This window comes from Pseudomonas sp. S2_E01 (genome assembly GCF_054668365.1).
Genome location: NZ_CP162762.1, coordinates 1,182,488 through 1,204,874 on the forward strand (window position 1 = coordinate 1,182,488; position 22,387 = coordinate 1,204,874).

Genomic DNA, 22,387 nt, shown 5'->3' on the forward strand with positions numbered 1-22,387 from the left:
GACCAGGCCCCGCGGGGTATCAGGCTGCCGGCGTTATCGTTAACCACCATCGCTAGCAAGCTAGCTCCTACAGGGTTTGCGGTGATTCTCCAGAGGGTCGGGGATTTACAGGCTTTGCAGGAACACCTCAAAAAACGACGCCAATAACGCCTCGCTGTAGATCATGCTCCTGTGCGGCAGTGGCGAATGGATCGAGCCCTGTAACTGCCCACTCACGCTGTGAGCCCTGAGCAAATGCTCCGAATGCAACACCTGCTCCAGGCTCTTGTGCGACAGCGACCACCAGCAACTGGCCTGGACCTTCAGCATCGGCAGGGTAAAGGCGTCGAACGCATCGACCAGCCGATCATGAATCGCATAGGCCTGGGCGTTCATGATTTCCTGCTTGATGCCGTCCAGGGTGGCGATCATTTCCTGTTCGCCGGTGGCCGTCTGCGCGCTGGCCCAGCGGTAGAACGCCTTGAGGTCAGTGCCGGGATGTTCGGCGACGTAGGCCGAGGCGGCTTCTTCCAGATGCACGAACATCAGGCTGAACACTTCCAGCGTCGCCAGCAGTTCGTTCTCCGGGCTCAGGTGGTCGGGGTTGTCTTCTTCCAGTGGTTTGCGCGGCAGATCGGTTGGCAGGTAACGGTCCGGCAGGGTGGTGTCGACCAGACCGAGGAAAGCCACTTCATGACCTTGGCGCTCAAGGTGCGCCGCCACATCCATGGCAATCGCACCGCCCAGCGACCAGCCCATCAGTCGATAAGGCCCGTAGGGCTGCTTGTCGATGATCTGCGCGCTGTAGTCATCGATCATTTCGGCCCAGCCCTGCGGGTTCGCGTCCTTGTTGGCGAACCCCTTGTGCATCACGCCATAGGTCCGGGCATGGGGGCCGAGTTTTTTCGCCAGCGGCTGATAGCAGAACACGATGCCGCCGCTGGGGTGCAGACAGAAAAGGGGGGCGGCTGTCGGCGTGGAAGTATTCAACTCGACCACGCATCGCACAGTCTGCTGGTGCTCCAGGGCGATGAATCGCGCCAGTGCCTCGATGCTCGGGTGCGCCAGCATCTGTTGCAGCGCCAGCTTGATGCCCAGGCGCGCATGCAGCGCCGAGATGAACTGGATGGCCAGGATCGAGTGGCCGCCCAGTTCGAAAAAATTGTCGTCGAGGCTGACCCGTTCGATCTGCAACGCTTCCTGCCAGAGCTGGGCCAAACCCTGTTCCAGAGGCGTTTCGGGAGCGATGAAGGGGCGCTGGGACTGGCTAAGCTCCGGCAGCGGCAGCGCCTTGCGGTCGAGTTTGCCGTTAGGACTTACCGGCATGGCGGCCAGCACCATGAGGTACGTGGGCACCATGTAGCCCGGCAAGGTGGCCTTCAGCTCGGCCTTGAGGGAGTCGCGCAGTTCGAATTGTTGCTGCTCGCTCAAGGTCGCGTCGTGGAGGACCACATAGCCAACCAGTTGCATGCCGGCCGACCCTTCACGCGCCACCACCAAGGCCTCGCGCACTGCCGTCGATTGCAGCAGGCAGGATTCGATCTCGCCCAACTCGATGCGAAAACCGCGAATCTTCACCTGATGATCCAGTCGCCCGACGTATTCGATCACCCCGTCTGCGCGATAGCGCGCCAGGTCGCCGGTGCGATACAGACGCCCGCCCGGGGTGCTGAACGGATCGGGCATGAAGCGTTCGGCGGTGAGGTCCGGGCGCTTGAAATAACCTCGCGCCAGCAGGTCGCCGGCAATCACCAGTTCACCGACCACGCCTACCGGCACCGGTTGGCCGCCATTGTCCAGCAGGTAAATGCTGCGTCCGCCCAGCGGTCGGCCAATCGGCATGCTGCGGGGAAGGGGCAATAGCCCGGTCACGTAGCCGCTGCAATCGAGCAGGGTGGCGCTGACTGTCGTCTCCGTTGGCCCATAGGTGTTGAGCAGTTTTACATGCCCCAGTCCCGCCTGGCCCCAGGCCGCCACGCCCTCCGGCGGCATCGCTTCGCCACCGACGATCACCTGGCGCAACGCGCCGTAGTCGCGATTGCCTGCGGCAGCAAAATCCTTGGCCAGCATGTTCCAGTAGGTGGTGGTCAGATCGCTGGTGGTGAACTGTTTGTCGAGCAGTTCGCGGTACCAGGTGGCACTGTCCCAGATGTCCTGGCCGCGCAGCACCACCGAGGCGCCGCAGATCAGCGCCGGGTAAAGCTGTTCGACGAAGGCATCGAAATTGAACGTGGCGAATTGCAGCGAGCGGTCCTCTGGCGTGAGGCCGAGAAACGCCAACGCCACCTGGGTGTGGCGAGTCAGCGCGGCCTGGGTAATGCCGACGCCTTTGGGGCGCCCGGTGGAACCTGAGGTGAACATCACATAGGCAAGGTTGTGGCCGGTGGTGCGGCAAGGCGGATTGGGCATGTTCGATGTGCCCGGAACGTCGAGATCATCGACACAGCGGATCTGCACGCCTGGTAATGACGGCAGGCGTCCCAGCAGGGATTGTTGACTCAACAACACACTCAGACCGCTGTCTTCGATCATCCAGCCCAGGCGCTCCTGCGGGTAATCGGGGTCAAGCGGCACATAGGCGCCACCGGCCTTCAACACCGCCAGCAGGCCGATGATCATTGCAGCGCTTCGCTCGACGGCAATGCCTACCAGCACCTCGGGTCCGACGCCCTGGGCGATCAAGCCATGGGCCACTGCGTTGGCGGCGGCGTTGAGCTGTGCATAACTGAGCGTCAGCTCGTTGCAGATCAGCGCTACGGCATCCGGTGTCGCCCGTGCCTGACGTTCGAACAACTGATGCACGCTCTCTTCGGGCGGTGGCGACAGAGGCGGATTCCACTGGTGCAGTTGCACCTGACGTTCGGCGTCGTTCAGCAGCGCCAGTTCTCCCAGGGCACAGGCCGGCTCAGTCACAAGCGCCCGCAGCAGGTTCAGCCAATGCTCGGCCATGCGCGCGATGGTCGCCGGCAGGTAGAGGTCGCGGCTGTATTCCAGGCTCGCCTCGATACCCAGCAGCGAGTAGCTGACATCCAGCGACAGGTCGAACTTGGCTTGGCCCGGACCACTTTCGAGAAACTCCAGCGACAGGCAGTCGAGTTCGATCCGTTCGTGGGCGATGCTGTCGGTGCGCCAGTTGAACAGCACCTGGAACAGCGGGTTGGCTTGCGCGCTGGCCTGCAATTGCAGGGCGTCGAAACTCAGTTCCAGTGGATAGTCGCCGTGGTCCAAGGCTGCCATGGATTCGCGGCGCAGTCGTTGCAGGAAGTCGCGGGCTGGCAGCAGCGGGTCGATCCGCACGCGGTACACCTGGCTGCTGACGAAGCAACCGATCAGTTCCTGGGTTTCGCTGCGATTGCGCGTGGCGTTGGGCACGCCAACGGTGAAGTCCTGCTGACCGCTGTAGCGGCTGAGCAGCAATTGCCAGGCGCCCAGGGCGACCACGAACGGCGTCAGGCCCTGTTGCTGGCAAAAGCGGTTGAGGTCGGCGCACAGCTCGGCCGACAGGCGCAGGTCGTGCTGGCCGGCCGGATGGCGGTGCTGCTCGCTGCGCGAAAAGTCCACCGGCATGTCGAGGGTCGGCAGCGCTTTGCCCAGGTAGTTTTGCCAGTACGTGGCGCTGTTGGCGCAGGCCGCGCTGTGCAGGTACTCGCCGCGTTGCCAGGTGGCGTAGTCGGCGTACTGCATCGCGGGGCGCTGCAGCGGTTGGTCGTGGACAAAGGCGCGGGTCAGGTCGTGCATGAGGATCGCGTTGGACCAGGCATCGGAAACGATGTGGTGCATGTCCATCAGCAACAGATGCTCATCGGCGTCGACCTTGAGCAGGGTGGCGCGCATCAGCGGAGCCTGGCGCAGGTCGAACGGCGTGTTGGCCTGGGCCTCGATACGCTGGGCGATCTCCTCGGTGCGGGGCTGTTCGGCCAGGTACGTGAGGTCGTGCTGGTCGAGGGTCAGCCGGGCCTGGTCATCGACCACCTGCATCGCCACACCGTCGATTTCGCGGAACGCCGTGCGCAGGATGTCGTGACGGGCCAGCAACTGATTCAACGCACGCTCCAGGCGCTGGGGCTGCAACGCGCCGCCGATACGAATCACCCGTGGCAGGTTGTAGGCGGCGCTGGCCGGGGCCAGTTGCTGCAAAAACCATAAGCGTTGCTGGGCAAAGGACATGGCAGCCGGCGCCTGACGGGGCCGGGCGGTGATGTCCCGGGTGTGGTCTGCGGCGTCTGCCAGCAACAGGGCAAGTACATCGTCGTCGATCAGATCGTTCATCATGCGTTTGTCGCCAGCGGTTGCTGTTGCGCGACGACCCGCCCACCTTCCATGCGCACCAATTGATCGGCGACGTCGAAGTAGCGGTCATCGTGGGAAATCACAATGATGGTCTTGCCCAGGTATTTGAGTTCGGGCAACAGCTCGGTGTAGAAAATCCGTCGGAACGTCGGGTCCTGGTCGGCGGCCCATTCGTCGAACACCAGCACCGGGCGTTCCTCCAGCCAGGCATTGAGCAGGGCCAGGCGTTTGCGCTGGCCGGTGGACAGGTCGGTGGTGCTGAAGGCGCCATCCTGGATGCTGACCTTGTGGGCGATTTCCAGGCGTTCCAGGTAGCGGTTGGCGTCGTCCGGCACCTGCTGGTCGCCCTGTACCAGTTCATCGAACAGGTAGTAGTCGGCGAAAATGGTGGTGAACAGCTGGCGGTAGTCGTCGCGGCCTTCGGCGCCAACCACCTTGCCATCGACCAGCACTTCACCGCGTTGCGGCGCGTAGAGGCCCAGCAGCAGTTTGATCAGGGTGGTTTTGCCGCCGCCGTTTTCGCCGACGATGAACACGATTTCGCCCTGTTTGATTGTCAGGTTGACGGGGCCCAGTTCGAACGCGGCGCTGCCTTTGACGGCGGGGAAGGCATAGTGCACGTCGCGCATTTGCAGCTGCTGAACGGTGGCTTTCTTTTCGGCGGCGTTTTCGCGCAATAGCAGGTGCGGCTCCGGCGAGGAGAATTGTTCGGCCAGTTCGGCAATACGCTTGAAGGCGATGTTGGCGCGGCTGATTACCGGCAGGGTGGTCACCAGGTATTCCAGTGGGCCTTTCATGTACAACAGCACCAGCACGAAACCGCTGAGTACGGCTTTGTCGGTGCCCAGCCAGAACGCTTGAAGGGCCAGCGCCAGGCCGATCACCACGAAAAACAGCATCGAGCCGAACGTTTTGGCGACCACGAAGGTATTGATCGAGCGGATGTGTGTGTTGCAGATGTAGTCGGCGGTGCCTTCGATGCGCTGGCTGAACATGCGCTGGCGGCGCGGGCGATGGATGCGCAGTTCCTTGGCGCCGGCGGCGATGGCGCTGTAGTGCTTTTGCAGTTCGTCTTCGGCTTCACGGGCGGCCTCGAATCCCCTGATGCCCTTCGCCCGGGCCACGTATTGCACCACCGTGCCGATGACGATGGCGACCAGCAGCAGGGCGAACATCGGCACCGACAGGTAAGCCAGGTAACCCAGGCAGCCGAGGGTTACGGTGAAGGCGATGGCCAGCGGGGCGAAGGAAAAGGCGAAGTCGCTGACGGTGTCGACGTCGTGGGTCAGCACGGGGATTAGACGGTGGCTGCGAAAACGCTCGATCTGTTCGATGGGGGCCAGCAGCACCTTTTCCCCCAGGGATTTGCGCAGCCCGGCAATGATGTGTTGGCCGACATGGTTGGTGCCGATGTCGGACAGGATCGAGGTCGCAAGCGCCGCGATGCACAAGCCGACAAAGGTGGCGAGCACCTTTGGTGAAGGAATGCCTTCGGCGTTGAGGGCGTCATTGATGGTCGCCAGCAACGCCGTGATGGACAGGCCCCCGAGCATGCCGAGCAGGATGGACAGCACCACGACGACCCGATAGGGCCTGAGCAGGCCAAGGACTTCACTGATGGCTCCGCGGGGTTTTGAGGTCATGGGCAATTCCACTGCAAGTGCCGACGAGGGCGGGGGTTCAAAGAGTTGGGCTGGTTAAAAGACGAAACCCGTGGGCGACGATTTAGCCGCGCACGGGCTTGTGGGGGAATACCGGCCTAAACACGAGACCTGTAGGAGCGAGCTTGCTCGCGATGAGGCCGGCACACTCAGTATCAATGGTGTCTGACACTCCGCCATCGCGAGCAAGCCCGCTCCCACAGTTGATTTGTGTTCACCGTATAGGGGCGGGTGGGGATCAGAGATCCCGCGCCACCCGAAAGCCCAGCCAATCCCCGCGGGCATCGCCGTAGGCGGCGTTGCGGTTGCCTGAGCGGGAGAACACCGGTGCTTCACCCCAGTCGTTGCCGCGCAGGCGCTGGACCTTGCAGTCTTCGGTCAGCCAGGCGCTGCCGTCGCTGGGGGCGCCCACGTAGTTTTCGGTGTAGCAATCAGCCGTCCATTCGTAGACGTTGCCGTGCATGTCATACACGCCGAAGGCGTTGGCCGGGAAGCGTCCGGCGGGCGAGGTGAAGTTGTAGCCGTCTGCGGCGCCGTAGGTGTTGGCGTGCTTGGCGATGCTGTATTCCTTGCCTTCATCGAACGGGAAGGGGAACGGCCCGGTGCTGCCGGCGCGGGCGGCGTATTCGCGCAGGGATTCGCTGACCAGGTGATAATTTTTGCCGGATTTTTTCGACAGCCAGACTACATACGCACGCGCTTCCTCAAGATCCATGCACACCGCTGGGTGCCGTGCCGTGTATTCGTAACGCGGGATGCCCGCCTTGCACTCGCGTCCTGGACGGTCGTCGCCGTCGGGCATGACGTAACCGGTGTCGCGCAAGTAGGCCTGCCACTCTCCGGCCAGTACCTGGAAGCGACTGATCGCCACCGGATGGGCAAAGGTCACCGGGTGTTGCGGGCTTTCGTCGGGCTCGTGGCCAACCTCATCTTCCGGGGTGCCCATGGTGAAGGTCCCTGCGGGCAGTACTACCATTTGCGGACAATCCTTGCAGTCCTTGAACACCTTGCCCGGGGCAATGGCGTCCGCCTGGGCACTGGCCGGCAACAACGCGCCGATGGCGAGCGTCAACAACGCCCCCATGGAAAAACCTGACAACGAACGGTTCATCGCTTCCCTCGTCAACAAGTGGATAAATCAGAGCTGCCTGGCCAGCAACAGCATGAATCGATCGATTTCGCTCTCGTTGTTGAGCAGGCCGGGCGCCGTGCGGATCACCGGGCCGACGTCGCGCTCCACGGCGTCGGCCACCACGCGGTTTTGCATCAGGTAAGCGGCGATGGCGTCGCAGTCCTTGCCCTTGACCCGGAAAAAGGTGAAGCCCGAGGAGAACTCCGGGCTGCGCGGTGTCACCAGTACGATCTGCGGGTGCTTGGCCAACTGTTGTTTCAAGTAGGTATTGAGCTCATGGATACGCGCCTGCACGTCGGCCTTGCCCAGTTGCAAATGCAGCTTGAAGGCTTCGTTGAGCGCCCAGCGATGCTCGAACGAGTGGAACCCACCGGGTGTCATGGTGGTGGAAAAGTGTTCGGCCTCGGAGAACGTCGGGATGATTGGCGTGACATATTTGACCTCGGCGCTGCGGCTGCAAATGAGGCCGGTGCCACGGGGGCCGAACAGCCATTTGTGGGTGCCGGTGATGAAGAAATCGCAGTTCATGGTCGGGAAATCCAGGTCCTCGACGCCAAACCCGTGCACGCCGTCCACCAGGTACACGATGCGGTCCTGTTCGCTGCGGTTGCGGTTGTGCTTGTCCACCAGCGCACCGATGTCGGCAATCGGCAGTTTGACGCCACTGCCCGAATGCACCCAGGTCATGCCCAGCACGCGGGTGTGCGGCTCGATGGCCCGGTCGATGTTGTCGAGGATTTCCTGGTGCGACAGGGTTTGCGGGTCCTTGAACAATTCGATCTTGCGCACGCGGATGCCGTCCCGTTCCTGGCGCAAATCGAGAATCGTATGGGTCGCATAGTGCTCATGGACCGTGGTGAGGATTTCCTGATCCGGACGCACCTGCACGCCGCCATAGATCATCGCCAGCCCTTGGGTGGTGCTGCCGGTCAAGGCGATCTGCTTGGCGTCGGCGTTCAAGTAACGACTGGCCCAGACGCGCACTTCTTCCTCGCGCTGTTCAGTCACACCCATGTCCCAGTCCATGGCCAGCCCGGGGTTTTTGTCGATGGCCTCGCGGTGCATGGCGATGGCGTCTCGTACCGGTTTGGGATGCGAGGTGACGAGGAAATTGGAGAAATGCAGGTAGTCCGGATCCTGATCGAACAATTGCCGCAGTTGCGCCCATTTGTTCCGAGGCAGGGGTGGCGCCAGTGATGCTGCGCCGCAGACGTTAGGCAGGCCGCCACTCAATGGCAGCGCGGCGGCCAGAAGGCCGGCCTGTTTCAGAAAGGTGCGACGATCAGTCATGGTGTGTCCTGGCGGGAAATCAATGCGGGCTTGGCGGCTTTCTGCACTTGGTCCCAGACCCGCAGGAAGTTGTCGCCCCAGAGCTTGGCGATGTCGGCTTCGGAGTAGCCGCGTGAAATCAGCTCGGCGGTGACGTTGCGGATCTCACCGACGTTCTCCCAGCCCTTGACCCCACCGCCCTCGTTGAAGTCGGAGCTGATGCCGACGTGATCGATACCGATCTTGCGCACGGTGTAGTCGATGGCGTCGCCCAGGTCCTTGAGGCTCGCCTTGGGTTCTTCCTCGAGGATCGCGTAGAGGCGACTGGCGTACTTGCCGAACTTCTCTTCGGACCACGCCGCGATGATCGGGTCACCCGGCATCAGGGCCATGGCGAGGTTGGGCAGCGGCGGCAGGTCGAAGCTGTTGCGCAGCTCGTTAAGCTTGTCCTGGGTGGTCTGCGTCAACGGCTTGAGGTACTGCGAGAAGCCGACGATCTGGACCACGCCGCCGCTGTTCCTGATCAGTTGCATTTCCTTGTCGCTGAGGTTGCGCGGGATGTCGACCATCGCCCGTGGCGCCGAGTGCGAAGCCACCATCGGCGTGCGACTGAGCTGCGCAACCTGTTCCAGGGCCTGGGTCGACATCTGCGACACGTCGATGATCACGCCCAGGTCATTCAGGCGCGTGACCGCTTGCTTGCCCAGATCCGAGAGGCCGTTGAGTGCATCGGGCGAGTCGTTGAAGAACGGCAGTGGGCGCGAGGAGTCGGCCCAATCGTTGTTGCCGATGTAGCTGAAGCCGAACATGCGCATGCCGCGCGCGGTCCACAGGTCCAGTTGGCTCAGGTCGTGGCCCAGCGGGTAGGCGTTGAGCATGCTGATGAAGATGGCGAACTTGCCTTCGCCGTGCAGGCGGCGCATATCGTCCGGGGTGTAGGCGATGGCGACCTGGTTGGGGAAGTCGCGGACCATGCCGGTGATGATTTTGTAGCGGATCTCCTGCTGGTTGCGCGCCTCGTCGACAAACCCGTCGGTGGGCTTGTGCGGGGCGTTGGCGCCGTTCCAGATTTCCGGCCAGCCGAAAATGGTCAGCGCCGCGCCAGACAACTGACCACGGTTGACCTTGACCAGGTCGAACTGGCCGTCGCCATCCTTGTCAGCCTCGTTGCCGTCGGTGCCGAAGTTCTGCGTGAGGCTGACGTGGCTGTCGAAAGAGAGCAGGCGCTGGTGCAGCTCATCAGCCTGCTTCACCACGTTGGCCGGGTAACCGAGATCGTCGCTGAACCAGTGATCCCAGGCGGCGAACCCGCCCGCGGCGGCGATCGCCAAAGCCAATGGCAGGCCGATGTACAGAGCCTTTTTCGAACGTGGTCTTTTCATTGCCGTCTCAGTCAGGTTCGCCGTCGAAGTGCAGGCGCGGGGGCCTTTGCTATCTGGGGAGAACGAGTGGCTGAGGGAGGAATTTAGTGTTTGTGCAGGCTTCATCGCGAGCCTGCTCGCGATGGCTTCTAAATTTAGCCGGGCAACGCTCGTTCTAGCTTGGATAAAGCCTGCTTCACGGCTGACACAGGTAGGGCAATGAAGATTTCTCGACGATGGTTCATGGCAGGCCTGGCGCTCACAGGCGCTGCGGTGCCGGCGGCTTTTTTCGGGCATCGTGAGTGGTCGAAACCGGACCCGACGATCACCCCCGGGGAGGCCACGGTCGAGCTGGCTGATGCCGCCGGCCAACAGTTGGCCAACGCGCTGCGCGGGGTCTGGGACATTCGTTTCGAAGGTTCGCATGCGGGGCTGGAAGGCTTGCCGTTGACCGGCCTGGAGCTGTTTCTTGATGTTGCCCAGCGTGGTCGCGGGCTGCGTGGCTTCCTCGACACCACCGAGCAATTGCGCGGTGACGCGCCACCGCGCTATCGGGTGATCGGCGATCTGGTACAGCCACAACCCACCGAACTGTATTGGCGCCTGTTCGACAGCCAGTCGAGCGACGACGCGCCCGTCTATGAGCTGGCGGTGGTGCTCGATGAAGTCTGGGCCGATTTCGGCAACGCCGGCAGCGGCACGCTTAGTGGCCGTCTGCTGCGCCTGGACCGGCCACTCGCCGAGCCGGAGCGGGACAATCGCTTCGTTGCGCGTAAACGCCTGTTCCCCGAGGCCCGTGAGCGTGTCGGCCTGAGTCCGACGCTGCTGGCCTGGCTGGTGTCCCCCGAGCATCGGTTGTTCCATCAACTTTGGCACGCAAGCCGGGACAAATGGCACCGCCTGTCCGAAGACAAGCGCGATGCCTTGCGCGGCATCGGCTGGCAGCCCGGTCCACGGGGCCAGGAACGCGATGCTCGAGGGGATCGCAAGGACCGCAATGGCTCGGGCATCGACTTTTTCTTCATGCACCGGCACATGCTCGGCACGGCGCGTTCGATGCAGGATTTGCCTTCGTGGTCGAGCTTCCCCATGCCCCAACCGGAGCTGGAGCGGGATCGCCAGGGCTTCGCCCGCTACTTCGACAATCATGACGGCGCGGCGCTGCCGCCCACCTGGCAGGCCGCCGAAGACACCGAGTACACGCAGTGGGTCAGCGACATCAAGACCGCCGAGACCTACCACAGCAATTTCGAAGTCTGGGAGTCACGCTACCGCGACCCACGTTACCTCTCGAAAATGACCCTGGGGCAGTTCGGATCGGAAGTCGAGCTGGGCTTGCATGACTGGCTGCACATGCGCTGGGCCTCGGTGCCACGCGATCCGTCGAATGGCCAGCCGGTGCCGTTCGCCCGGGATCCGGCGGATTTCGCGGCGCGCTGGTATGCGCCGGAAAATGATTTCCTCGGCGACCCGTTTTCTTCCCACGTCAATCCGGTGTTCTGGCAGTTCCACGGCTGGATCGACGATCGCCTGGAAGATTGGTTTCGCGCCCATGAGCGTTTCCATCCGGGGGAAGTCAGTCGGTTGCAGGTCAATGGTGTGCCGTGGTTTGCGCCGGGGCGCTGGGTCGAGGTGGCTGATCCCTGGCTGGGGCCGGATACCCACGGATGCAGCACCACACCAGGTTTGCAGGTGGGCAAGTCGATGGAGATGGACCCCGAGACCATGAAACTGGCGTTGCGGATTACCTTTATCGACGATGAAGAAAAACTGGCCGGGTTGTTCCGGCGTGTGCCGCAGCGGCCTTGGTATGCGCGGCATTTGAAGGTGAATCCGATCAGCAGCTAGGCGTGGGACCGCGTTATCGTTCATCGCGGGCAAGCCCGCTCCCACAGGGACTCGGTTAGTCACACATTATGTGAACACCTGAGGTATCTGTGGGAGCGGGCTTGCCCGCGATGGCGGCCTGACAGTCACCGCCAATCACAGCGCCTGCCACCCACCCCCAAGCGCCTTGTACAACGCCACACTCGCCTGCAACCGCGCCAACCGCAATTGCACATTCAAATCCTGCGCTGCATACAGCGTGCGCTGCGTTTCCAGCACCGTCAGCAAATCCTCGGCCCCGGCCTGATATCGACTCTGGGCGATGTTGAAGGCGGTCTGCGCCTGGGTCAGTTCCTCGCTTTGCCATTGACGTTGTTCATCCAGCCCACGAATGCTGTTCAGTGCTTTTTCCACGTCGGCGAAGCCGTTGATGATGCTGGCGCGATAGTTTTCCAGAAGCTCTTGCTGCCGGGCGCTGGCCTTGTCGCGCTCGGCACCCAGCCTGCCGTTGTTGAAGATCGGCGCAACGAGCCCGGCCGTGAGGTTGTAGAACGGGCTGCGCAAGATATCGGAAGCGGTGTTGGCCCCCGAACCCAGGTTGGCGCTCAGGGTCACGGTTGGCAGCATGGCCGCGCGGGCGACGCGCACGTCGGCCTGAGCCGCCGCCAGTTGGGCTTCGGCGCGGGCGATGTCCGGGCGTCGGCTGAGCAGGTCGCTGGGTACGCCGCTGTCGACGGTGGGCCATTGCAATTGGTCGAACGTCTCTTGCAACGGCGGCAATTCCTGCACCGGGTGGCCGAGCAGGGCGGCGAGGCTGATCCGGGCGTCCACCGCCTGTTGTTGCACCGTTGGCAATTGCCGTTGCTGGGCGGCCACAAGGCTCTTCTGTTGCGCCAGTTCCAGGGCCGTGGCCGAACCTGAATCAAAACGGGTCTGCACCAGATTCAGCACGCGCTGGGCGTTGGCCAGGTTCAGTTCGGCGATGCGCCGTTGTTCGTGCAGGGACAGGGTTTGTGCGTAAGTGCTGGCCACGCCGCTGAGCAAGGTCAGCTCCACCGTGGCCTGGTCGAACTCGCTGGCCTGCAAGCCGAAGCGGGCGCTGTCGCGCGTCGCACTTTGGCCACCCCAGAAGTCGAGTTCATAGCTGGCGGTGAGGCTGGCGTCGAAGTAGTCAACGGCCTTGTTGCTGTCGTCGACGTCGAGCTGGTTGTAGCCGTTGCCGCGTAGCAGCTTCTGACGGTTGGCGTTGGCGGCGCCCTTGATTTCGGGCAGTTGCGAGCCGCCGGCGATCACGGTGCCGGCCTGGGCCTGGCGCACCCGGGCGACGGCGGCGGCCAGGTCGAAGCTGCCGGCCCGGGCCTGCTCGATCAGGCGGTCGAGCTCGGGGCTGCCGAAGCGGCTCCACCATTGGGCGTTGCTGCGAACCGCCTGGGCAATGTGCGGCGACTGCCACGCGGCGGGCGCGACGATGCCGCTGTCCGGGCGCGGGACGTTATTGGCGCAGGCGCTGAGCAGCAGGCACAGGGTCAACAGGCTGAGACGCGGTTTCATAGGTCGATCATTCACTGGTAAGGGCCGTGACCGGGTCGAGCCGGGCAGCTTTGCGGGCCGGCATGAAGCCGAAGACGACACCGGTGACCAGCGCGCAGGCGAAGGCGCCCAGCACGGCCACCACGGAAAAGGCTACGGCGACTTCGCTGAGGATCAGCACGCCGCCGACGATCAGCGCCAGGGCGATCCCCGCGAGGCCGCCCACCACCGAAAGCATCACCGCTTCGGTGAGAAACTGGCGCAGGATGTCCCGCTGCCGGGCGCCGGTGGCCATGCGGATGCCGATCTCGCGGGTGCGTTCGCGTACGGTCATGAGCATGATGTTCATCACGCCGATCCCGCCCACCAGCAACGAGATCGCGGCAATCGACCCGAGCATCAGCGACAGGGTGTTCTGGGTGCGTGCCTCGGCCTGGATCATTGCGGCATTGTTGGTCAACTCGAAATCCTTTTTGCCGTTGTGCAGGCGCAGCATCAGTTGCTCGATGGCGGCTTCGGTTTCCTTGACCTTGCGTGCATCGGCGGCCGCGATCGCCACGTATTCCGGGTTGTGGGTGCCGAACAGGCGCACGCTGGCGGCCGAATAGGGCACGGCAATGCGGTCGTCGCTGTCGGAATCGCCGGAGCTGGCGCCTTTTTCCGCGAGCACACCGACCACCTGGAACGGCACGTTTTCAATCAGGATGTACTGGCCGATGGGGTTGGCGACATCCTTGAGCAGCTTGTTGCGTACCTTGTGGCCAATCACCGCGACGGCTGCGGCGCTCTGTTCGTCGGCAGCGGTGAAGTAGCTGCCTTCGACCACGGGCCAGTTGAAGATGGCCGGGAAGTTGGTGTCGTTGCCGCCGACGTAGCTCATGTGGTCGAGGTTGCCAAAACGCACGCCGGCCTCGGCGCCGTTGACCGGCATGATGCGCATCACTTGCGGCAGGCTGGCCAGTGCCGCGACGTCATCGAGGGTGACGATGCCTGGCGGGGTGCGTGGGTTGGGGGCCGAGCCGCTCAGGTAGATGATGTTCGAGCCAAAGGCACCCATTTGCGCCATCACCTGTCGTTTGCTGCCTTCACCAACGGCCAGCATGACCACCACCGACGCTACGCCGATGATGATGCCCAGCAGCGTGAGTGCGGTACGAAAGCGGTTGATCCACATCACGCGCCAGGCCGCGTGTACCGCGTCCACCACCTCGCCTTTCCAGGCACCGGTCGCCTCCGCGCCTTCGCTCAGTCGCTTGCGCAGGTCGACGGCTTGCAGGGCGCCGGGATTGGCCGAGTGTTGCGCGTCGGGATTGCCCTGGGCGCTGTCGCTGATGATCAGGCCGTCGCGAATCTCGATGATGCGCTTGGCCCGCGCCGCCACTTCACGATCGTGAGTGATCAGAATCACCACGTGGCCCTGGCTTGCCAGTTCATCGAGCAAGGCCATGACTTCGGCGCCGCTGTGACTGTCGAGGGCGCCGGTGGGTTCGTCGGCGAGAATGATGTGGCCGCCGTTCATCAGCGCACGGGCGATGGACACCCGTTGCTGCTGGCCACCGGACAGTTGATGCGGGCGATTGCCGGTGCGAGAGGCCAGGCCCAGGCGGTCGAGCAGGGCGGCGGCGCGGGCGTGGCGTTCGGCGGCCGGGATGCCGGCATAGATCGCCGGCATCTCGACGTTTTCCTGGGCCGAGCCGGACGGGATCAAATGGTAGCCCTGGAACACAAAACCGAAGGCCTCGCGACGCAGCCAGGCCAATTCGTCGCTGCCCAAGGCCGCGACGTTTTCCCCGGCGAAGCGGTATTCACCCGAGGTGGGGCGATCGAGGCAACCGAGGATGTTCATCAGTGTCGACTTGCCGGACCCGGAGGCGCCGACAATCGCCACGAATTCGCCGGCATGAATCGACAGATCGATGCCGCGCAACACGTGAACCTCTGGCGAATCGCCGCCGCCGTAGGCTTTGCGAATGTCCTGCAGTTCGATCAGGGGCGTCTGCATTCAGCCGCCACTCCCGTCGGCCGGGCCGATCAGCAGGTGATCGCCTTCCTGTAGCCCGTCGAGAATCTGTACTTTCAGGCGGTCGCTGATGCCGGTACGCACGGTGCGTTGTTCGATGGCGCCGTTTTTCGCCACCACGTTGGCAGTCTGGCTGTGCGGTTGCGCACTGCCCTGCAAAGCGGCTATCGGCGCCGTTAGCACGTTTTTCGCCTGGTTGGAGACAAAGAACACCTGGGTGGTCATTTCCGCCATCAGTGCGTTGTCGGCGTTATCCACATCCAACAGCACGGTGTAGAGCACCACGCGACCGGTGCCGCTCTTGCTGGTGCTGGCCGGGCTGCCACCGCCCTGGCTGGTCTGGTCAAGCGGCTTGGGCGGGATCGGCAGTATCTGCCTCACCGTGCTGCTCCAGCGCCGATTGCCGCCACTCAAGGTGGTGAACCAGACGGTCATGCCCGGTTTGACGTGGCCAATGTCGGCCTCCGACACCTCGGCCCAGACCGTCATAGGCGACAATTTGGCGATGCGCAGGATCAGCGGCGTCTGTTGTTGCGCGTTGAGGGTCTGGCCTTCGCGGGCGTCAAGGGCGACCACGGTGCCACTCATGGGCGCATAGATTCGGGTGTAGCCAAGTTCCGCCTGGTCGCGGCGCAGGCTGGCCTGAGCCTGGCGGATCTGCGCCTGGAACATGTCGATACGCGCTTGAGTGGTGCGCAGCTCGGCCTGGGCAGTCTGCACGTCTTCGTCGCGGGTCGCACCGCCAGCGGCGAGATTCTGTTGGCGTTTGTACTTTTGCTGGGCGAGATCGTGCAGGGCCCGTTGCTCCTGGAGCTGGGCCTTGAGGTTATCGATGGAAAAGCGTCCTGCGTCGAGCTTGGCCTGTTGCGTGGACGGGTCGATTTCCACCAGCAACTGGCCTTCCTTGACCACGTCGCCGACTTCCACGTGGATCTTCTGGATCTGGCCGGATGCCTGGGCGCCGACGTCGACATAACGTCGTGGTTGCAGGGTGCCCAGGGCGGTGACGCTGCTTTCAATGTCACCGCGCCCGACCTGCACCGTGGCGTATTGATCACGGCCCGGTGGCAGCACCTGCCAGGCTGACACGGCAATGATCGGGATCAGACAAAGCGCGACAAGCAGGGCGCGTCGGGCGTGACGGGGACGTTTCATGCGGTGTTCCGGCCAATGGAGTTCGGCCCGTCATGCAGGCTGCGCGCAAAATCGGCGACACGGCGAACGCTGTCGGACGGCCGACAGAAACGGGGGCTGTCCTGTAAACGATGGAATCGCGAAGGAATTTAACCGCAGACACACAGAGTTACAGGTGTGTAGGAAATGACGATTCGGTAGGCAAACTCAAACAACACTTTAAATCTATATGAGAATTACTATAAATTACACCTTAGAATTGCCACTATCGTGCCACTGCCTATTGGGCGGTTGCGGGTCTGGCGCAAGGACAGATGTCGCATGCGTGCGGCCGGGAGTCATGGTTGGAAAACTACTACCGCGAGCTGGTGTGTTTCCTCAACGCCAAGCTGGGCAACCGTCAGGTGGCCGAAGATGTGGTGCATGACGCTTATCTGCGAGTCCTGGAGCGTTCCAGTAACACGCCGATCGAGCAGCCCCGGGCATTTCTCTATCGCACTGCGCTCAATCTGGTGATCGACGAACATCGGCGTAACGCCCTGCGTCAGGTCGAATCGCTTGAGGTGCTCGACAACGAAGAGCGCTATTTCATCCCATCCCCTCATAACAGCCTCGATCACGGCCAGCGCCTCGAGATGCTTCAGCGCGCCCTGGCCGAATTGCCGAAGCCTTGCCGCGAGAGCTTCCTGCTGCGCAAGATCGAAGGTTTGTCGCACCCGGAAATCGCCGAGCGCCTGGGGATTTCCCGGGCGCTGGTGGAAAAGCACATCGTCAACGCGATGAAGCATTGCCGCGTGCAGATGCGCCAGTGGGAGGCGCACTGATCGCACGCCAGTCGGATTAAATTTTATTTCACTGTCCTCGTTCTCTATCAACAGACGACTTGCAGTTCTGCTCCGGGCAGATCAAGTCATTGAGGTTTAATCCCCGCGGTTGAGCGGTTCATCCAGAGGACACTGGAAATGACACAGGCAATTGCATCGCCCCTCGTTCACGACCTGATCGGTGTGGGTTTCGGCCCCTCGAACCTGGCCCTGGCCATCGCCTTGCAGGAACGTGCCGCGAGCCAGGGCGCGCTGGATGTGCTGTTTCTGGACAAACAGGCCCACTATCGCTGGCATGGCGACACCCTGGTGACCCAGAGCGAATTGCAGATTTCGTTCCTCAAGGACCTGGTGACCCTGCGCAACCCGACCAGCCCGTACTCCTTCGTCAATTACCTCAAACAGCACGGGCGTCTGGTGGATTTCATCAACCTGGGTACGTTTTACCCATGCCGGATGGAGTTCAACGATTACCTGGGCTGGGTCGCCGGCCAATTTGCCGAGCAGAGTCGTTACGGCGAAGAAGTGCTGACCATCGAGCCGGTGGTGCACGGCCAGCAGGTTGATGCATTGCGGGTGATCTCGCGGGATATCCAGGGCCAGCAGCATGTGCGCAGCGCCCGCTCTGTGGTGGTCAGTGCCGGTGGTACGCCGCGTATTCCCGAGGCGTTCAAGGCGCTGAAGGATGACGGGCGGGTTTTTCACCACTCACAATACCTGTCCCGGATGGCCCAGCAGCCGTGCGTGAACAACCAACCCATGAGCATTGCGATCATCGGTGGCGGGCAGAGCGCAGCGGAAGCTTTCATCGATTTGAACGACAGCTTCCCGTCGGTGCAGGTCGACATGATTCTGCGTGGCTCGGCACTGAAGCCGGCGGATGACAGCCCGTTCGTCAACGAGGTGTTCTCGCCGGAATTCACCGACCTGGTGTTCCAGCAGGACAGCAGCGAGCGCGAACGCCTGGTCAACGAGTACCACAACACCAATTATTCGGTGGTGGACCTGGACTTGATTGAACGCATCTACGGCATCTTCTACAGGCAGAAAGTCTCGGGCATCGCCCGCCATGCGTTCCGGACCCTGACCACGGTCGAAAAGGCCACCGTCACCGCGCGTGGCATTGAACTGGTGGTGCGCAACAACGCCACCGGTGACGTGACGGCCCGGCAGTACGACGCGGTGGTGCTCGCCACCGGATACGAGCGGCAGATGCACCGCCAGTTGTTGGCGCCGCTGGAAGAGTATCTGGGTGACTTCGAAGTGGACCGCCATTACAAACTGATCACCGACGAGCGCTGCAAGGCCGGCCTCTACATGCAGGGCTTCTGCCAGGCGAGCCATGGCTTGAGCGATACCTTGCTGTCTATCCTGCCAATCCGTGCCGATGAGATTGCCGGGTCGCTGTATGAGCACGGCAAGCATCGCGGGCATGGGCGGTCGGTGGCGGATTTGTTGTTGGCCACTGCCAGCTGACAATTGCGACGCCATCGTCGGAACGCCGCCCGGAGCCAGCTCGCTCCTACAGGTTTGTGGTGAACACCCCCACACTGTAGGAGCGGGCTGGCTCCGGGCGGCGTTCCGACGATGGGGCCCTCACAATCACCCCAAAATCCCCATTCCTGAACCCTCCCTGAAGAACCCCGCAATTCCCCCACCGACTCCCAAACCTTCGTTTACTCTCCATAAATCGGGGCGTAAGCTTCGCGCGTTTTCATCAATTGCGGAGACCCACAGTGGGTACTTGTTCGAGTGACAGTAGTCGGCCGGTTTTAGTAACCGGCAATTTCCCGGCAAGATAATGCACTGATTTTCCGTGCCGTCGTCTCGCCGTAAAAGCGAGCAGCGGCATCCCGATACCTGGCCGGTCCCGGCCCGGTTCCCGACGTCCTCTCATCGACGCTGAACCCTGCGTGATTTCGACTCCGGTCGTTGTCGCGGCGCTCTTGCACGCCCGCTCGAAGGTTTCCCGGCCCAACCTGGGGGAACTGCCATGAACCTGACCCTGCTCAAGGAATTCTTCGCCGGATTCCTGCGCACTCGCCACTTTGCCCGCCACTTCCGGCGACTGGCATTGCTGGAAACCTTCACCGACACCACGGTCAGCCGCGAGGTGCCGCCCACCTTGGCGCAAACGCTGGTGAGCGCCGCCAACAGCGACACCGGTGCAGTGCTGGCGCAGCTCGGCAGCCATACCGATGGCCTGAGTGAAACCGAGGCCGATACGCTTCGCGAACAGTTCGGCTTCAACGAAGTCGAGCACGAGCAACCGCTGCCGTGGTGGGTGCACTTGTGGCATTGCTACAAGAACCCGTTCAACCTGCTGCTGACCTTGCTCGCGGTGATTTCCTGGCTCACCGAGGACTTGAAAGCCGCCATCGTGATTTTCTCGATGGTGGTGCTGTCCACGCTGCTGCGCTTCTGGCAGGAAAGCAAATCCAACCAGGCGGCCGACGCGCTCAAGGCGATGGTCAGCAACACGGCCACGGTGATGCGTCGTGATGCGCTGCGCACGGAGGTGCCGATCAAACTGCTGGTCCCAGGCGACCTGATCGTGCTGTCGGCTGGCGACATGATTCCCGCCGATTGCCGGATACTCAATGCCAAGGACTTGTTCGTCAGCCAGGCGGCCATGACCGGGGAATCGATGCCGGTGGAGAAATTCCGCCACCAGCAGGACGCCGACACCCGCAATCCGCTGGACCTGGACAACATTCTGTTCATGGGGACCAACGTGGTCTCGGGCACGGCGATTGCGCTGATCCTGACCACCGGCAACAGCACGTATTTTGGCGCGCTTGCCCAGCGGGTCGGGGCGACGGATCGTGCGCCGACGTCGTTTCAGACCGGGGTCAATAACATCAGTTGGCTGCTGATCCGCTTCATGTTCGTCATGGCGCCGCTGGTGCTGTTCATCAACGGTTTCACCAAGGGCGACTGGACCGAGGCGCTGCTGTTCGCGCTGTCGATTGCCGTGGGCCTGACCCCGGAAATGTTGCCGATGATCGTCACCTCGACCCTGGCCAAGGGCGCGGTCTTCCTGTCACGCAAAAAGGTCATCGTCAAGCGCCTGGATGCGATCCAGAACTTCGGTGCCATGGACGTGCTGTGCACCGACAAGACCGGCACCCTGACCCAGGACAAAATTTTCCTCGCGCGCAATGTCGATGTCTGGGGCAACGACAGCGATGACGTGCTGGAAATGGCCTACCTCAACAGCTACTACCAGACCGGATTGAAAAATCTGCTGGACGTTGCGGTGCTTGAACACGTCGAGGTCCACCGGCAATTGAAGGTGGGGACGGCATTTCGCAAGGTCGACGAGATCCCGTTCGACTTTACCCGTCGGCGCATGTCGGTGGTGGTCGCCGAACATGATCATTCGCACCTGCTGATCTGCAAGGGCGCGGTGGAGGAAGTGCTGGCGGTGTGCACCCGGGTGCGTCATGGCGTGGTCGATGAAGCGCTGAGCGATGACTTGCTGGCGCGGATTCGCCAGGTCACCGCCGCCTTCAATGCCGAGGGTTTGCGCGTGGTGGCGGTTGCCGCCCGGCCGATGCTCGAAGATCGCGACGCCTACAGCCTGGCGGATGAGCAGGCTCTGACGCTGATCGGTTATGTGGCATTCCTCGATCCTCCAAAGGAGAGCACCGCGCCGGCCTTGAAGGCCCTCGCCGCGCATGGCGTGGCGGTGAAGGTGTTGACCGGTGACAACGAGCTGGTCACCGCGAAGATCTGCCGGGAGGTCGGTCTGGAACAGCAAGGCCTGCTGCTGGGCAATGACATCGAGGGAATGACAGATGCCGAGCTGGCGTTGGTCGTGGAAACCACCAACGTCTTTGCCAAGCTGACACCCACGCACAAGGAACGCCTCGTCCGTTTGCTCAAGGGTAATGGCCATGTGGTCGGCTTCATGGGCGACGGCATCAACGATGCTCCGGCGTTGCGCACCGCCGACATCGGCATTTCGGTGGACAGCGCCGTGGACATCGCCAAGGAGGCGGCAGATATCATTCTCCTGGAAAAAAGCCTGATGGTGCTGGAGGAGGGCGTGCTGGAGGGGCGCCGCACCTTCGCCAACATGCTCAAGTACATCAAGATGACGGCCAGCTCGAACTTCGGCAACGTGTTCTCGGTGCTCGTGGCCAGTGCGTTCATTCCGTTCCTGCCGATGCTGCCGATGCACCTGCTGGTGCAGAACCTGCTCTACGACATTTCGCAAATCGCCATCCCGTTCGATAACGTCGATGAAGAGATGCTCAAGCAACCGCAACGCTGGCAGCCGACGGATGTCGGGCGGTTCATGCTGTTCTTCGGGCCGATCAGTTCGATCTTCGACATCAGCACCTTCGCCCTGATGTGGTACGTGTTCGACGCCAACACCCCGGACCACCAGACCCTGTTCCAATCCGGCTGGTTCGTGGTCGGGCTGCTGACCCAGACGTTGATCGTGCACATGATCCGCACGCCGAAGATCCCGTTCCTGCAAAGCCGGGCGGCCATGCCGCTGATGGCGATGACCGCGATTATCATGGCCGTGGGCATTTTCCTGCCGATGGGACCATTGGCGCATTACTTCAAGTTGCAGGCGCTGCCATCGCTGTACTTCGTGTTCCTGCCGGCGATCCTGCTCGCCTACATGGCGCTGACCCAGGCAGTAAAGGGTTTTTACATTCGCCGGTTTGGCTGGCAATAGGCGTTGGGTACGGGTCCTACCTGCCTGTGCGCAGGTGGGCTCCGGCACCTTGCAGGGCATAGCCGATTAGATACCGGGAATTTCGGAATAGTCCTACAGAAAGCTCTATGTCTCTTCCGTAGTCTTGCAGCCTTCCGAACTGAACTTCTTCTGGTGGTCCCGGTTGTCGAACAAAGCGTTACGTATCCTGATTGCCGACGAGCAACATTTTCAACGCATGCGAATCGAGCGCCTCTTCAACCAGCTCGGTTATTACCGGGTGGTGCCTGTGCACAGTCTGGCGGAGTTGCTGACCCTGGTCGATTACGGGAGCGTGCCCTTCGACCTTGTGGTCATCAACGCCTCGATGGCCCGGGGCGAGCTGAACCTGTTCGACTTCTTCCTCGATCATCCACAGGTTCATCACGCTTTGATCTATGGCGACGACGCCCCTCAGTCACCGCCTGTATCCGCTCGCGGACAGCAAAAAATTCACGTCATCGGGTCTGCGATGCCTGAACTGCCGTTCATTGAGCGATCAATGGCCGTTATTGAGTCGAGGCAACCGCTCGTCGGCACTGTCATTTCTGTCAGCTAGTCCTGCGCTTCGAGACATGCAAGAGTCTTCGCGCAGCACTGCGTCTAATTCGGGGTCTACCTTGGAGATTTTTTGTCCAAAGGTTGT

General features: G+C 62.3%; 13 protein-coding genes. 5 read left to right on the plus strand and 8 right to left on the minus strand.

Translation table 11 applies throughout. The features are described 5' to 3' along the window. Positions 1–105: 105 nt before the first annotated feature. The 5 genes from AB4O36_RS05410 to pvdM all read right to left on the minus strand — a co-directional run bounded on the left by AB4O36_RS05410 (position 106) and on the right by pvdM (position 9,713). Positions 106–4,248: an amino acid adenylation domain-containing protein gene (locus tag AB4O36_RS05410; protein ID WP_460142113.1), complete on the minus strand. Its 4,143-nt coding sequence runs from the start codon at positions 4,246–4,248 to the stop codon at positions 106–108. Continuing rightward, positions 4,248–5,912, minus strand: coding sequence for a cyclic peptide export ABC transporter (locus AB4O36_RS05415; RefSeq protein WP_460141189.1), 1,665 nt, complete (start codon positions 5,910–5,912; stop codon positions 4,248–4,250). Before AB4O36_RS05415 ends, AB4O36_RS05410 begins: the two co-directional genes overlap by 1 nt. Before the next feature lie 256 nt (positions 5,913–6,168). After that, complete coding sequence (gene pvdO / locus AB4O36_RS05420; RefSeq protein ID WP_460141190.1) at positions 6,169–7,041, minus strand: dihydropyoverdine dehydrogenase; 873 nt, start codon at positions 7,039–7,041, stop codon at positions 6,169–6,171. 27 nt (positions 7,042–7,068) lie between these two features. Further along, on the minus strand, positions 7,069–8,352 hold the full coding sequence (gene pvdN / locus AB4O36_RS05425; RefSeq protein WP_460141191.1) for a pyoverdine-tailoring periplasmic protein PvdN: 1,284 nt from the start codon (positions 8,350–8,352) through the stop codon (positions 7,069–7,071). Then, positions 8,349–9,713 carry a pyoverdine-tailoring dipeptidase-like protein PvdM gene (gene pvdM / locus AB4O36_RS05430; protein WP_460141192.1) on the minus strand — a complete coding sequence of 455 codons (1,365 nt, stop codon included), beginning with the start codon at positions 9,711–9,713 and terminating at the stop codon, positions 8,349–8,351. Before pvdM ends, pvdN begins: the two co-directional genes overlap by 4 nt. A gap of 198 nt (positions 9,714–9,911) precedes the next feature. Between pvdM and pvdP the strand changes: the two genes are divergently transcribed. Continuing rightward, a complete protein-coding gene (gene pvdP, locus AB4O36_RS05435) occupies positions 9,912–11,540 on the plus strand; it encodes a pyoverdine maturation tyrosinase PvdP (RefSeq protein ID WP_460122267.1) in 1,629 nt (542 codons plus the stop codon). Between the two features lie 135 nt (positions 11,541–11,675). On the opposite strand, the gene AB4O36_RS05440 is transcribed toward pvdP, so the two are convergent. The 3 genes from AB4O36_RS05440 to AB4O36_RS05450 are packed head-to-tail and all read right to left on the minus strand — an operon-like array spanning position 11,676 to position 16,224. Next, positions 11,676–13,070 (minus strand): efflux transporter outer membrane subunit, encoded by a 1,395-nt coding sequence (locus AB4O36_RS05440; protein ID WP_460141193.1) that lies wholly within the window; start codon positions 13,068–13,070, stop codon positions 11,676–11,678. A 7-nt stretch (positions 13,071–13,077) separates the two neighbouring features. Further along, positions 13,078–15,051, minus strand: coding sequence for a MacB family efflux pump subunit (locus AB4O36_RS05445; RefSeq protein WP_460122270.1), 1,974 nt, complete (start codon positions 15,049–15,051; stop codon positions 13,078–13,080). Beyond that, positions 15,052–16,224, minus strand: coding sequence for an efflux RND transporter periplasmic adaptor subunit (locus AB4O36_RS05450; protein ID WP_460141194.1), 1,173 nt, complete (start codon positions 16,222–16,224; stop codon positions 15,052–15,054). A gap of 323 nt (positions 16,225–16,547) precedes the next feature. Between AB4O36_RS05450 and AB4O36_RS05455 the strand changes: the two genes are divergently transcribed. The 4 genes from AB4O36_RS05455 (at position 16,548) to AB4O36_RS05470 (ending at position 22,300) form a co-directional block, all read left to right on the plus strand. Next, positions 16,548–17,027, plus strand: a complete 480-nt coding sequence (locus tag AB4O36_RS05455; protein WP_460122273.1) for a sigma-70 family RNA polymerase sigma factor — start codon at positions 16,548–16,550, stop codon at positions 17,025–17,027. A 138-nt stretch (positions 17,028–17,165) separates the two neighbouring features. Further along, on the plus strand, positions 17,166–18,503 hold the full coding sequence (locus tag AB4O36_RS05460; protein ID WP_460122275.1) for a lysine N(6)-hydroxylase/L-ornithine N(5)-oxygenase family protein: 1,338 nt from the start codon (positions 17,166–17,168) through the stop codon (positions 18,501–18,503). Positions 18,504–19,020: 517 nt separating this feature from the next. Next, entirely contained in the window at positions 19,021–21,723 is a 2,703-nt protein-coding gene (gene mgtA, locus AB4O36_RS05465) for a magnesium-translocating P-type ATPase (RefSeq protein ID WP_460122277.1), read from the plus strand. 163 nt (positions 21,724–21,886) lie between these two features. Then, positions 21,887–22,300: a response regulator gene (locus tag AB4O36_RS05470; RefSeq protein ID WP_460122279.1), complete on the plus strand. Its 414-nt coding sequence runs from the start codon at positions 21,887–21,889 to the stop codon at positions 22,298–22,300. Positions 22,301–22,387: the final 87 nt, after the last annotated feature.

Excerpts from the sequence above, each read along its gene's own strand:
- AB4O36_RS05410 (WP_460142113.1), bottom strand. The coding sequence starts at position 4,248 with ATGAACGATCTGATCGACGACGATGTACTTGCCCTGTTGCTGGCAGAC.
- pvdP (WP_460122267.1), top strand. The coding sequence starts at position 9,912 with ATGAAGATTTCTCGACGATGGTTCATGGCAGGCCTGGCGCTCACAGGC.
- AB4O36_RS05450 (WP_460141194.1), bottom strand. The coding sequence starts at position 16,224 with ATGAAACGTCCCCGTCACGCCCGACGCGCCCTGCTTGTCGCGCTTTGT.
- pvdO (WP_460141190.1), bottom strand. The coding sequence starts at position 7,041 with ATGAACCGTTCGTTGTCAGGTTTTTCCATGGGGGCGTTGTTGACGCTC.
- AB4O36_RS05460 (WP_460122275.1), top strand. The coding sequence starts at position 17,166 with ATGACACAGGCAATTGCATCGCCCCTCGTTCACGACCTGATCGGTGTG.
- pvdM (WP_460141192.1), bottom strand. The coding sequence starts at position 9,713 with ATGAAAAGACCACGTTCGAAAAAGGCTCTGTACATCGGCCTGCCATTG.
- AB4O36_RS05445 (WP_460122270.1), bottom strand. The coding sequence starts at position 15,051 with ATGCAGACGCCCCTGATCGAACTGCAGGACATTCGCAAAGCCTACGGC.
- mgtA (WP_460122277.1), top strand. The coding sequence starts at position 19,021 with ATGAACCTGACCCTGCTCAAGGAATTCTTCGCCGGATTCCTGCGCACT.
- AB4O36_RS05440 (WP_460141193.1), bottom strand. The coding sequence starts at position 13,070 with ATGAAACCGCGTCTCAGCCTGTTGACCCTGTGCCTGCTGCTCAGCGCC.
- AB4O36_RS05415 (WP_460141189.1), bottom strand. The coding sequence starts at position 5,912 with ATGACCTCAAAACCCCGCGGAGCCATCAGTGAAGTCCTTGGCCTGCTC.
- pvdN (WP_460141191.1), bottom strand. The coding sequence starts at position 8,352 with ATGACTGATCGTCGCACCTTTCTGAAACAGGCCGGCCTTCTGGCCGCC.